The 11,673-nt window shown below is 69.5% G+C and carries 10 protein-coding genes; 1 reads left to right on the top strand and 9 read right to left on the bottom strand.

Going from position 1 to position 11,673, the window contains the following annotated elements; genetic code table 11:
- Positions 1-58: 58 nt before the first annotated feature.
- The 9 genes from murD to BM162_RS03530 form a co-directional block, all read right to left on the bottom strand.
- Positions 59-1,456, bottom strand: coding sequence for a UDP-N-acetylmuramoyl-L-alanine--D-glutamate ligase (murD, locus tag BM162_RS03570; protein WP_093417867.1), 1,398 nt, complete (start codon positions 1,454-1,456; stop codon positions 59-61).
- Positions 1,457-1,493: 37 nt separating this feature from the next.
- Positions 1,494-2,579, bottom strand: coding sequence for a phospho-N-acetylmuramoyl-pentapeptide-transferase (mraY, locus tag BM162_RS03565; protein WP_093417865.1), 1,086 nt, complete (start codon positions 2,577-2,579; stop codon positions 1,494-1,496).
- Positions 2,580-2,581: 2 nt separating this feature from the next.
- Positions 2,582-4,027 carry a UDP-N-acetylmuramoyl-tripeptide--D-alanyl-D-alanine ligase gene (locus BM162_RS03560; protein ID WP_093417862.1) on the bottom strand — a complete coding sequence of 482 codons (1,446 nt, stop codon included), beginning with the start codon at positions 4,025-4,027 and terminating at the stop codon, positions 2,582-2,584.
- On the bottom strand, positions 4,024-5,514 hold the full coding sequence (locus tag BM162_RS03555; RefSeq protein ID WP_093417859.1) for a UDP-N-acetylmuramoyl-L-alanyl-D-glutamate--2,6-diaminopimelate ligase: 1,491 nt from the start codon (positions 5,512-5,514) through the stop codon (positions 4,024-4,026). The genes BM162_RS03560 and BM162_RS03555 overlap by 4 nt, the downstream gene beginning before the upstream one ends.
- A gap of 17 nt (positions 5,515-5,531) precedes the next feature.
- Positions 5,532-7,322 carry a peptidoglycan D,D-transpeptidase FtsI family protein gene (locus BM162_RS03550; protein WP_093417856.1) on the bottom strand — a complete coding sequence of 597 codons (1,791 nt, stop codon included), beginning with the start codon at positions 7,320-7,322 and terminating at the stop codon, positions 5,532-5,534.
- Positions 7,319-7,672: a cell division protein FtsL gene (gene ftsL / locus BM162_RS03545; protein WP_093417854.1), complete on the bottom strand. Its 354-nt coding sequence runs from the start codon at positions 7,670-7,672 to the stop codon at positions 7,319-7,321. The genes BM162_RS03550 and ftsL overlap by 4 nt, the downstream gene beginning before the upstream one ends.
- Position 7,673: 1 nt before the next feature.
- The gene (gene rsmH, locus BM162_RS03540) at positions 7,674-8,669 is read right to left on the bottom strand and encodes a 16S rRNA (cytosine(1402)-N(4))-methyltransferase RsmH (protein ID WP_093417851.1); all 996 of its coding nucleotides are present in this window, start codon (positions 8,667-8,669) and stop codon (positions 7,674-7,676) included.
- Positions 8,670-8,673: 4 nt separating this feature from the next.
- Entirely contained in the window at positions 8,674-9,192 is a 519-nt protein-coding gene (mraZ, locus tag BM162_RS03535; RefSeq protein WP_093417849.1) for a division/cell wall cluster transcriptional repressor MraZ, read from the bottom strand.
- A gap of 742 nt (positions 9,193-9,934) precedes the next feature.
- A complete protein-coding gene (locus tag BM162_RS03530; RefSeq protein ID WP_093417846.1) occupies positions 9,935-11,017 on the bottom strand; it encodes an Mrp/NBP35 family ATP-binding protein in 1,083 nt (360 codons plus the stop codon).
- A 238-nt stretch (positions 11,018-11,255) separates the two neighbouring features.
- Between BM162_RS03530 and BM162_RS03525 the strand changes: the two genes are divergently transcribed.
- Positions 11,256-11,471 carry a DUF1127 domain-containing protein gene (locus tag BM162_RS03525; RefSeq protein WP_093417843.1) on the top strand — a complete coding sequence of 72 codons (216 nt, stop codon included), beginning with the start codon at positions 11,256-11,258 and terminating at the stop codon, positions 11,469-11,471.
- The last annotated feature ends 202 nt before the right edge of the window (positions 11,472-11,673 follow it).

Here is an 11,673-nt window from a genome sequence, read left to right as displayed (position 1 = left end):
CGTCCGCCCCCCGCGCCCTGCGGGCGCTCCCCCCGAGGATATTTCGAGACCACAGATGTCAGGGGAGCGCGGCGACGTGGGCGACGAAATCCTCGCCGCGCTTTTCGAAATCCGGGTACTGGTCGAAGCTGGCGGCCGCGGGCGCGAGCAGCACCGTCTCGCCCGGCTCGGCCTCGGCGGCGGCGCGGGCGACGGCGGCTTCCATCGTCTCGCAGATCTCGTGCGGCGTCTCGCCGAGTTGCAGGGCAAACTCGCGCGCCGAATGGCCGATGAGATAGGCCTTGGCGACCCGGTCGAAGTGCGGCGCGAGCGAAGCGATGCCACCTTCCTTGCCCAGCCCCCCGACGATCCAGCGAATGCGGCCGAAGGCCTGCAGCGCCTTCGCGGCGCTGTCGGCGTTGGTCGCCTTGCTGTCGTTGACGAAGCGAACGCCCCCCCGCTCGGCGACCAGTTGGCTGCGGTGCGGCAGGCCGGCGAAGGTGTGGAACGCCGCCTCGATGTCCTTCGGCGACAGCCCCAGGCCGCGCACGGCGGCATAGGCCGCGCAGGCGTTCTGGTGGTTGTGCGTGCCGGGCAGACCCTTGATGTCGCGCAGGTCGAGGCTGGCGACCTGCCGGCCCTTGCGCCACTCGGTCAGGAAATCCTTCCGCGCGAAGACCAGCCAGCCGGGGCCGGTGAGCTTGCGGTCGACCGATACGCGGATCAGCCGGTCGTCGGTCGGCCCCTCGGCCATCTGGTTGGCGAGGAAGCGTCCCTCGGGCTCGTCCACGCCGATCACCGCGCGGTCGGGGCCGCCTTCGGCGAAGAGCCGGCGCTTGGCGGCGAAGTAGCCGCCCATGCCGCCGTGGCGGTCCAGGTGGTCTGGCGTGAGGTTGGTGAACACCGCGACGTCCGGCGTCAGCGCGCGGGCAAGCTCGGTCTGGTAGGACGACAGCTCAAGCACCACGACGCCGCCATCCGCCGGCGGGTCGATGTCGAGCACGCCGCGGCCGATGTTGCCGGCCAGTTGCGAGGGGCGGCCACACTCCGTCAGCACATGATGAATGAGGGCCGAGGTCGTGGACTTGCCGTTCGAGCCTGTGACCGCGATCACCCGCGGCGGCTGGTCGTGCATGTGCCAGTCGGTGGAGCCGAGAGAGCGGAAGAAGAGGCCGATGTCGTTGTCGACCGGCACGCCTGCCTCCATCGCCCGCGCGATCCACTTGTTCGGCTCGGGATAGAGGTGCGGGATGCCGGGCGAGACAACCAGCGCCGCCACCTGCTCCCAGGCATCGGCGCGCGCGGGATCGTGCAGCGTCAGTCCCGCCGCCTCGGCCTTCGCCCGCGCTTCGGGGCTGTCGTCCCAGCAGAGCGCCCGCGCGCCACCGACCTCGAGCGCGCGGGCGGTCGCGAGCCCCGAGCGGCCGAGGCCCAGGACCATGACGCGCCGCCCCTCGAAGCCCGCGACCGGGATCATGCGTCGCCCCTCCGGGCGAGAGTCGGCGAGACCTTCATCAGCGCACCTTCAGCGTGGCCAGCCCGATCAACGCCAGGATCAGCGAGATGATCCAGAAGCGGATCACGATCTGGGGCTCCGCCCAGCCGCGCTTTTCGAAGTGGTGGTGGATCGGGGCCATGAGGAACACGCGCTTGCCCGTCCGCTTGAAATACAGCACCTGGATGATCACCGACAGCGCCTCGACCACGAACAGGCCGCCGACGATGGCCAGCACGATCTCGTGCTTGATCGCCACCGCGATGGCGCCGAGCGCGCCGCCGAGGGCCAGCGAGCCGGTGTCGCCCATGAAGACGGCCGCCGGGGGCGCATTGTACCACAGGAATCCCAGCCCGCCGCCGATCAGCGCGGCGGCGAAGATCAGGATCTCGCCCGTGCCGGGGACGTAGTGCACCTCGAGGTAGTCGGTGAAGTCCACCCGGCCCACGGCATAGGCGATGACGCCCAGCGTCGCGCCCGCGATCATCACCGGCATGATGGCGAGCCCGTCCAGCCCGTCGGTCAGGTTCACGGCATTGGCCGCGCCCACGATCACGATCATCGCGAAGGGCACGAACAGGAAGCCCAGGTTCAGCAGGAGTTCCTTGAACACCGGGAAGGCCAGTTGCCACGACAGCTCGGCCGGGTGGAAGAACGCGGCCCACGTCCCGGCGATGGCGGCGATGGTGAAGCCCAGGAGCAGCCGGACCTTGCCGGGCACGCCCTTGTGGTTGTTCTTCGACACCTTGGCGTAGTCGTCGGCGAAGCCGATCAGCCCGAAGCTGGTCGTCACGAAGATGATCATCCAGACATACGGGTTGTCGAGCCGCGCCCAAAGCAGCGTGCCTACCCCCAGCGCACCCAGGATCAGCACGCCGCCCATGGTGGGCGTGCCCGCCTTCGACACCACATGGCTTTCCGGCCCGTCCGAACGGATCGGCTGGCCGTGGCGCTGCCGCTTGCGCAGCAGGTCGATCAGCGGGCGCCCGAACAGGAAGCCGAAGATCAGCGCCGTGAAGAACGCCCCGCCCGCACGGAACGTGATGTAACGGAACAGGTTGAAGACGTCCCCGCCGTCAGAGAACTCGGTCAACCAGTAGAGCATGTTCAGCGGTCCCCTTCGCCTTCGGTCGCGCGGCGATGGCCCAATTTTCGGATGGCGTCAACGACGAGAGAGACGCGGCTGGACTTCGACCCCTTCACCAGCACGATGTCGCCGGCATCGGCCAGCGTGTGGGCGCGCGTGGCGAGTTCCTCGGCCGTTTCAGCCCAGGCGCCGCGGCGGTCCTCGGGCAGCGCGTCGTGCAGGTGTCGCATGAGCGGCCCAACGCAGTGCACGACGGCGACCTTGTCCATCGCCGGCAGGTCGGCCAGGTCGGCATGCATCCGCGCCTCTTCCCGCCCGAGCTCCAGCATGTCGCCCAGGATCGCGATGCGCCGCCCGCGCGACACCCGGCCCTTGCCGTCCTGCGGCTTGGCCGAGGCCAGCATGTCGAGCGCGGCGGACATCGAGGCGGGGTTGGCGTTGAATGCGTCGTCGATCAGGTCGATCGTCAGGTGGTCGTCCACGGTATCGAGCACCAGCGTCTCGCGCGTGCCGCGCCCCTCGGGCGGCGTCCACGTGGCCAAGTCGCAAAGCGCGCGGGCCGGGTCGGCGCCGACGCCGCTCGCTACCGCCAGCACGCCGAGCGCGTTCATCGCGAAGTGACGTCCCGGCGTGGCGACCTTCAACAGCACCTCCGCCCCGCCCGAGACGGCGCGCGCCGTGGTCGTGGTTTCGCCCACGGCGACCTCTCGTAGCCGGTGGTCGGCGTTTTCGCCTTCCCCGAAGGTTTCCAGCCGCGCGCCCGCCCGCTGGGCGGACGCCGAGAGAATCGGCGTCGTGGCAAGGTCGGCGTTGACGACGGCCAGACCGCCGGGCTCGAGGCCCTCGAAGATCGAGGCCTTCTCGTGCGCGATGCCCTCGACACTGTCGAAGGCCGCCAGGTGGGCCGGCGCGACGGTGGTGATCAGCGCGGCGTGCGGCCGGGCCATGCGTGACAGCGGCGCGATCTCGCCCGGGTGGTTCATCCCGATCTCGATCACCGCGAAGTCGGCGTCGGCGGGCATCCGCGCCAGTGTCAGCGGGACGCCCCAGTGATTGTTGAAGCTCTTCTCGGCCGCGTGCACCATGCCCTGCCCGCCGAAGACGACGCGCAGCATCTCCTTGGCCGAGGTCTTGCCGACCGAGCCGGTCACGCCGACCACCTGCGCCCGCGTCCGGGCGCGGCCCGCGCGGCCGAGCGCCTGGAGCGCCGTCAGCACGTCGTCCACGATCAGGAGCGGCGCGTCTTCGTCCACGCCCTCGGGGAGGCGCGAGACCAGTGCCGCGGCGGCCCCCTTCTCCAGCGCCTGCGCCACGAAGTCGTGGCCGTCGCGGACGTCCTTGAGCGCCACGAAGAGGTCGCCGGGTGCCAGGCTGCGGGTGTCGATCGACACGCCGTCGGCCGACCAGTCCCGCGTGGCGCGGCCGCCGGTGGCCGCGGCGGCTTCGGCCGACGTCCAGAGTCTCATGCGAGGTGACCGTCCAGCGCCGCGACGGCGACGCTCGCCTGTTCGGCGTCGTCGAACGGATAGACCGCGTCGCCCACGATCTGCCCGGTCTCGTGCCCCTTGCCCGCGACCAGCAGTGCGTCGCCGGGTTCGAGCGCGTCGACCCCGCGCAGGATAGCCTCGGCCCGGTCGCCGACCTCGAGCGCGTCGGGGTCGGCGGCAAGGATCTGGGCGCGGATCGCGGCCGGGTCCTCGCTGCGCGGGTTGTCGTCGGTGACGATGCGGAGGTCGGCATGCTCGGCCGCCGCCTGCCCCATCATCGGGCGCTTGCCCCGGTCGCGGTCGCCGCCCGCCCCGTAGACGACGATCAGCCGCCCCATCACGTGCGGGCGCAGCGCGCGCAGTGCCGTGGCAACGGCATCGGGCGTGTGGGCATAGTCGACGAACACCGCCGCGCCGTTCTCGCGCCGGGCGCACAGCTGCATCCGGCCGCGGACGGTGGTCAGGCGCGGCAGCGCGTCGAACACGCGGTCGGGGTCGGAGCCGCTCGCAATGGCGAGCCCCGCGGCGGCCAGCACGTTCTCGGCCTGGAAACCGCCGATGAGATTGAGCCGCATCTGCACCGCCTGCCCGTTCCACGCGCAGCGCAACTCCTGCCCCGTCGCGTCGTAGCGCTGCGCGACGATGCGCAGCGCCGCGTCGGGGCCGCGCCCGATGGTCAGCAGGTCCTGCCCCCGGTCGGTAGCGATTGCGGCGACCTCGGGGCCGCGTGGGTCGTCGATGTTGACGACGGCGACGCCGTCCTCGGACAGAAGGCGGTCGAACAGGCCGGCCTTGGCGGCGAAGTAGCTGTCGAGATCGCCGTGATAATCCAGGTGATCCTGGCTTAAGTTTGTAAAGGCCGCCGCCGCCAGGCGGATGCCGTCGAGCCGCCGCTGGTCCAGCCCGTGCGATGATGCCTCCATCGCCGCGTGGGTCACGCCGGCCTCGGCGGCCTCGGCCAGCACGCGGTGCAGCGTGATCGCGTCGGGCGTGGTGTGGGCAAGCGGGGCCTCGAACGCACCCTCGACGCCCGTGGTGCCGACGTTGACCGCCGCACGCCCCAGCGCCGTCCAGATCTGGCGGGTGAACGTGGCGACCGAGGTCTTCCCGTTGGTGCCCGTCACGGCGACCATCGTCTCGGGCTGCCGACGGAACCAGAGCGCCGCGGCATAGGCGAGCGCCTGGCGCGGATCCTCGGCCAGCACCAGCGCGGCATCGCTGCCCGCCAGCGCGTCGGCGGCCAGCCGCGCCCCTTCGCGGTCGGTCAGCACCGACCCCGCGCCCTGTTCCAGCGCCGTCGCGATGTAGGCCGCGCCGTGTACGCGCGATCCGGGCAGCGCCGCGAACAGGTGTCCGGGCCGCACCGCGCGGCTGTCCAGCGACAGCCCAGTCACCGGCGCGTCGCGTCCGCCCTGCGCCGTCAGTCCAAGTTGGGTGAGAGTGCTCGCCCGCGCCTCGCCTGTCATGGAGGCCCCGCCTTTCGTTACTGGCTCGAGACGAGTGTTAACCCGGAAGGCTCGGCAGGTTCAATGACGGGGCGAAGGCCGAGAAGCGGCGCGGTGCGGCGGATCACCTCGGCGGCCACGGGCACGGCGGTCCAGCCGGCGGTGCGCCGGGGCTCGGAGCCCGAGGTTTCGACCGGCTCGTCGAGCGTCAGGATCAGCACGTACTTGGGGTCGGACGCGGGGAAGACGCTGGCGAAGGTCGCGATCACCCGGTCGTTATAGTATCCGCCCGTGGGCCGCGGTTTATCGGCGGTGCCGGTCTTGCCGGCGACCTCGTAGCCCTCGACCTCGCCGAAACTTGCGGTTCCGCGCACGACGACCTGCCGCAGCATGTTGCGCGCCGCCTCGCTCACTTCTTCGCGCACGATGCGGGGTCCGTATTCCACACGCGACTTCTTGATCAGCGTGGGCTCGACCTTGCGGCCGCCGTTGAGCAGCGACGAATACGCCGTCGCCAGGTGCAGCGGGCTGGCCGACATGCCGTGCCCGTAGGACGCGGTGATGGTGACGATGTCGCTCCAGTTCTTCGGCAGAAGCGGTGCGCCGGTTGGCGCCTCGACCATCTCGACCGGGGTCGGCTCGAAGAAGCCGAGGCTTTTCAAGAACTCCTGCTGCCGCTTCGCCCCGATCTGGAGCGCCATGTTGGCGGTGCCCACGTTCGACGACTTCACGATCACGTCCGTGACGCTCAGCAGAGGGCCGTAGTTCTTGCCCTGGAACTCCTTGATCCAGTAGCGGCCCCACTTCATCGGCGCATCGGCGTCCACCTTGCTGTCAGCGTTGACCAGGCCCAGCTCCATCGCCTGCGCGGCGGCAAAGATCTTGAAGGTCGAGCCCAGCTCGTACACGCCCTGCACCGCGCGGTTGAACAGCGGGCTGTCCGAGGCGTCGCCCTGCGTCAGCGGCGCGGGGCGGTCGTTGGGGTCGAAGTCCGGCAGGCTCGCCATCGAGATGATCTCGCCCGAATGCACGTCCATCAGCACCGCCGCCGCGCCCTTGGCGTTCATCAGCTTCATGCCGCCGGCCAGCACCCGCTCGATCGCGGACTGGATCGTCAGGTCGATGGAAAGCTGCAGCGGCCGGCCGTCATGCGCCGGGTCGCGCAGGTAGTCGTCGAACGCCTTCTCGACCCCGGCCACGCCGATGACCTCGGCCGAGTGCACGCCCTCCTGCCCAAAGCGCGCGCCGCCCAGGATGTGGGCCGCGAGTTTGCCGTTGGGATAAAGCCGCATCTCGCGGGGGCCGAACAGAAGGCCGGGATCGCCGATCTCGTGCACGGCCTGCATCTGTTCGGGGCTGAGTTTCTTCTTGATCCACAGGAACTTGCGCTTCCCGGTGAAGTCGCGGATCAGCCGCTCCTCGTCGAGGTCCGGAAAGATTTTCACCAGTTCCTTGGCTGAACGCACCTTGTCGATCATGTGCGGCGGCTGGGCATAGAGCGAATAGGTGTCGAGGTTCGTCGCCAGCACCCGGCCGTTGCGGTCGGTGATGTCGGCGCGCTGCGCCAGAATCGACGCACCCGAGGCCGCCGCGCGCGGCTCTTCCGGCACCGAGGCGGCAAGCACGCCCATCCGCGCCCCCACCGTGCCGAAGGCGCAGAAGAAGAAGACGGCCAGCACCAGAAGCCGCCCCTCGGCCCGCACGCGGGCGCGATCACGCATCTCCTCGTGGCGCAGGCGCAGGTTCTCGCGCTCGATCGCGTCCGGGTTCTCCCCCGTCTCGCGGGCGCGCAGGATGCGGGCGAGCGGACGAAGTGGCGTGCGGATCATGGAAACTCTCCGTCCGGTGCGCTGACGGTGACGGGCGCCGTCAGAAGCTCGAGCTCGGGTTCGGGGCTCGGATAGGCCACCTGGTCGACCTCGGCGAACTGCTCGGGCGCGAGCGGCAAGAGGCCCAGCCGGTCGAAGTTCATAAGCGCCAGTTCGCGCAGCCGGTCGGGCCGGTTCAGGTAGGCCCACTCAGCGCGCAGGATGCCCAGCGTCTCGCGCTTGTCGGCGATCTGGCGGCGCAGATCCTCGACCTCGGCCAGCGAGTCCTGCGTCTCGTAGTTCTGGGTGTAGGCCCAGAAGGCCAGCCCCATCACGGCGAGGGCGGAGAGGATGTAGAGAACGCTGCGCATGTCAGACCTTGCCCCTGATCTCGAATTTCGGAAGCCCCAGCTTCGCCCGGTCCACCGGCCCCGCCGGCGCCTCGGTCCGCCGCCCCAGCCGCAGCCGCGCCGAGCGGGCGCGCGGGTTGTCTTCCAGTTCCTGCCTGTCAGGGCCGATGCCCTTGGTGACGCGCTCGAAGCGCGGTTCGGCCTTCTCGATCTCGGGGGCGTGGCGGCTGCCCCGGCCGCCGCCGCCCGAGCGGTCCTGGAAGAACCGCTTCACCACGCGGTCCTCGAGCGAGTGGAAGCTGACCACCGCCAGCTGCCCGCCCGGCCTCAGCGCGCGCTCGGCCGCCTCCAGGCCGTCGACCAGTTCGCCGAACTCGTCGTTCACCGCGATGCGGAGCGCCTGGAAACTGCGGGTCGCCGGATGGCTCTGCCCCGGCTTCTGACGCGGCAGGCAGCCCTCGACAATCTCGGCCAGCCGCATGGTCGTCTCGATCGGCGCGTCGGTGCGCGCCCGGACGATCGCGCGTGCGATGCGGCGCGCGGCGCGCTCTTCGCCGTAGTGAAACAAGATGTCGGCCAGTAGCCCCTCGTCGGCGGTGTTGACGATATCCGCGGCCGTCGGCCCGCTTTGCCCCATCCGCATGTCGAGCGGCCCGGCTTTCTGGAACGAGAACCCGCGCTCGGCCTGGTCAAGCTGCATGGACGATACGCCGAGGTCCAGCACCACGCCGTCGAGCGGCGCGCCGGCATACGTGTCGAGCTGGCTGAACGTGCCTTCGACCAGCGTGAGCCGGTCGCCGAAATCGCCTTTCCACGCGGCGGCCATGTCAAAGACGGACGGGTCGCGGTCGACCCCGATCACGCGGTCGGCCCCGGCCTCGAGCAGGCCGCGCGCATAGCCGCCCGCGCCGAAGGTGCCGTCGAGCCAGAAACCTTCGACCGGCGCGACCTCGGCCAGAAGCGGACGCAGCAGGACCGGCACGTGAGGAGCGGACGGTGCGGCCGACGCTGATGGCATCGCCTTACTCCTCCTCTCCGTCGTCTTCCAGGTCTCCGCCTTCGAGATAGACGGACGGATCTGCATCGGGATCGAAATCGTCATCCTCGTCAAGGCCGGCATAGGCCTCTTCGTCGTACGTCTCGGGCTTCCAGATCTCGAAGGTGTCGCCGTTGCCGATGAAGAACGCCTCGCCGTCGAGCCCGATCTTCTCGCGCAGCTTGATCGGCAGGACCAACCGGCCGGTTTCGTCGACCGAGGTGGGCACCGCCTGGCCGTTGTAGAGCCGCTGGAGCGCGCGCCGCTTCTTCGAGGCGCGGGGCATCTTGCGGATCTTCTTGTCGACGCTCTGGATGGCCTTGACGGTGAAGCACTCAAGGTAGTGGCGGCGCTGGTCGCCGTAGACGATGACGAGCTCGGGATTGCGGCCTTCGACCCAGCTGGGATCGCCGCTTTCGAGGACGCGCCGAAAGCCGGCCGGGATCGAGACCCTGCCCTTCGTGTCCACCTTGTGGACGCTTTCGCCTCGAAACGTGCGGACCACTTTTTCGTGGCTCCTTACCCTGCCCGTCCCCAAATTGCCGCCCGCAAACGAAAAGCGGCGGACCGAACTGCTGCCACCGTTCGATCCGCCGCCGTTCTCCCGTTTCCGGGGTACGTCCGACTGCGCGCGCCACCTGGGGGGATGTCTGCTCGCCCGCGCGCCGGATCTCTTTTGTACGAATGTCGGGGCGCCTGTATGAAACCTGCTCGGGTTCTTTTTGCTTACCGCGAGGTCTTTGCGCCTCTCGTTGTCTGCCCGTCCATTCGATGATTTAGGGATGCCACGGGAATTCGTGGGAAGCAACAAAAATCTGCGGCTGCGGACGGGCTCGGGCTGGCTGTCCGGCCTGTTTTCAAGGCGATTCCGAGGGCAATACGCTATGCGCAGCACAACCTGAGGTGCGCCAAGGCCGACACCCGCGCAAGATGTAGTTATCTTCCTAGGGGAGGAAAAAAGTTCCGCGGCTTGGCGAAAATGTGACTCAGCGCGCCCGTTTCGGCGCGTCTGGAACCGCGCCTCGCACCGCTAGTAGAAGGACGGGTTTGCTTGAACGGCGCAGTTTCCTGAGGTTTCGGGCGGGTCGTCGAATATTCGGCATCTCCTGCGCCCATCCGGTGCCCACGAGATGGAGGAGCCATTCCCTCGAAGTCCCGTGGCCGCCCCTCGCCCCCGCGCCGGTGCCGCGGGATCCCGCCCCGGCCCACCGATGCGGGCCGGGACCATAAATTCCCGTCCCGCGGGCTCAGGCCATGCCGCCGGCGACCAGGCGGTGCGCCAGCCGGTCATAGGCCTCGGCCTCGGGACGGTCGGTCGCCGCGATGGGCGTACCCTCGTCCCCCGCGATCCGCACGTTGACGCTCAGGGGAAGCTCGCCGAGGAAAGGCACGCCCAGCCGATCGGCCTCGGCTTTCACGCCGCCCTCCCCGAAGGGATGAGAGGGCTTGCCGCAATGGGGGCAGTGGAAGATCGACATATTCTCGATCAGCCCGAGCACCGGCGTCTTCAGCGTCTGGAACATGTTCAGCGCCTTGCGCGCATCCAGCAGCGCCACGTCCTGCGGCGTCGACACCACCAGCGCGCCCGTCAGCGCCGTGCGCTGGCACAGAGTCAGCTGCACGTCTCCGGTGCCCGGCGGCAGATCCACCAGCAGGATGTCCAGCTCGCCCCACTGCACCTGCCCCAGCATCTGTTGCAGAGCGCCCATCAGCATCGGCCCGCGCCAGACCACCGCCTTGTCCGGGTCCACCATCAGCCCGATCGACATCATCGTGACGCCGTGGGCCTTCAGAGGAATGATGGTCTTGCCGTCGGGCGAAGCCGGGCGCTGGTTCACGCCCATCATGCGCGGCTGACTGGGCCCATAGATGTCGGCGTCGAGCAGTCCGACCCGCCGCCCCTGCCGTGCCAGCGCCACGGCGAGGTTCGACGACACGGTCGATTTTCCCACGCCGCCCTTGCCAGAACCGATGGCGATGATCCGGTCGACGCCAGTGACCTTCTGCGGCCCGCCCTGCTGTTGCGGCGTCGGGTGCCGCCCGACCTTCAGGCCCGGCGGCTCTTGCCCGGGCTTCTTGGCCGGCCCGTGCGCGGTCAGCACGGCCGAGACCGCCTCGACCCCCTCGAGCCGGGCCACCGCCGCCTCGGCCGCCTCTCGGACAGGGCCGAGCGCGCGGGCCACGTCGGCGTCGGGCGCCTCGATCACGAATCGTGCGGTGCCGCCTTCGACCGCCACGGCGCGCACGAGGTCGCGGGAGACGAGGTCGCCGCCGTCCGGCAGTTCGACCCCGCGCAGGGCGTTAAGGATGTCTTCGCGTGTCGCCGGCATGTCGCCTCCGTCCGTTTGGTTCCGCTTCAGGGTGCACCGTTTGCCCCGCGGGGCAAGATGGGGGCGCGGCTGCCGCAGGGACAGGCGATGTGCCTGAAAAATAGGTCAGCACTACATATGCAATTGCTGCATGGCAGCATTGAGCTTTTCCGGGATTGTGGCGACGGGCCAGCCGCTTATCTTCGGTCTCAAGCGGCGCACGATGCCGATGCAACGAACTGACCGAGGCGCAAGAGCAATGGCCTATGCAAACTATTCCCGCACCGTCGAAGCGGGTCTTCTGGACCGGATCGCGTCGTTCCTGAAGGACGCGGGCGAGCGGCTGGAGCGCTATCGCCTGTACCGCCGGACCCTGACCGAACTCGACGCGCTGAGCAACCGCGAACTTGCCGATCTCGGCATCGGTCGCTCGGGCATCCGCCGGGTGGCCTACGAGGCGGCGTACCAGAACTGAGTTTTCCGGTTCGGAGAGCCCCTCCTCCTCCCTGGGTTCTCTGACTGGCGCGGCGGCATCCTCCTCCTCCCTGATGTCGCCGCTACTTCTTCGGAGCCACAGCGCTCCACCGGATACGGACCGCCCCTCCTCCTCCCTGGGTGAGTTCGTTGACAGAGCGGCGGCGTCCACCTCCTCCCGGGCGCCGCCGCGCTCAAGACAC

Origin of the sequence: Tranquillimonas alkanivorans (assembly GCF_900115595.1) — a bacterium.
Lineage (GTDB): Bacteria > Pseudomonadota > Alphaproteobacteria > Rhodobacterales > Rhodobacteraceae > Tranquillimonas > Tranquillimonas alkanivorans.
The sequence above is the reverse complement of the archived record's forward strand: the minus strand, read 5'-3'. Positions and strand labels throughout refer to the sequence as shown.

What these genes read in the sequence shown, in the direction of transcription:
- BM162_RS03560 (WP_093417862.1), bottom strand. Translation starts at nt 4,027, where the DNA reads ATGAGACTCTGGACGTCGGCCGAAGCCGCCGCGGCCACCGGCGGCCGC.
- murD (WP_093417867.1), bottom strand. Translation starts at nt 1,456, where the DNA reads ATGATCCCGGTCGCGGGCTTCGAGGGGCGGCGCGTCATGGTCCTGGGC.
- BM162_RS03530 (WP_093417846.1), bottom strand. Translation starts at nt 11,017, where the DNA reads ATGCCGGCGACACGCGAAGACATCCTTAACGCCCTGCGCGGGGTCGAA.
- rsmH (WP_093417851.1), bottom strand. Translation starts at nt 8,669, where the DNA reads ATGCCATCAGCGTCGGCCGCACCGTCCGCTCCTCACGTGCCGGTCCTG.
- mraY (WP_093417865.1), bottom strand. Translation starts at nt 2,579, where the DNA reads ATGCTCTACTGGTTGACCGAGTTCTCTGACGGCGGGGACGTCTTCAAC.
- BM162_RS03555 (WP_093417859.1), bottom strand. Translation starts at nt 5,514, where the DNA reads ATGACAGGCGAGGCGCGGGCGAGCACTCTCACCCAACTTGGACTGACG.
- BM162_RS03525 (WP_093417843.1), top strand. Translation starts at nt 11,256, where the DNA reads ATGGCCTATGCAAACTATTCCCGCACCGTCGAAGCGGGTCTTCTGGAC.
- BM162_RS03550 (WP_093417856.1), bottom strand. Translation starts at nt 7,322, where the DNA reads ATGATCCGCACGCCACTTCGTCCGCTCGCCCGCATCCTGCGCGCCCGC.
- ftsL (WP_093417854.1), bottom strand. Translation starts at nt 7,672, where the DNA reads ATGCGCAGCGTTCTCTACATCCTCTCCGCCCTCGCCGTGATGGGGCTG.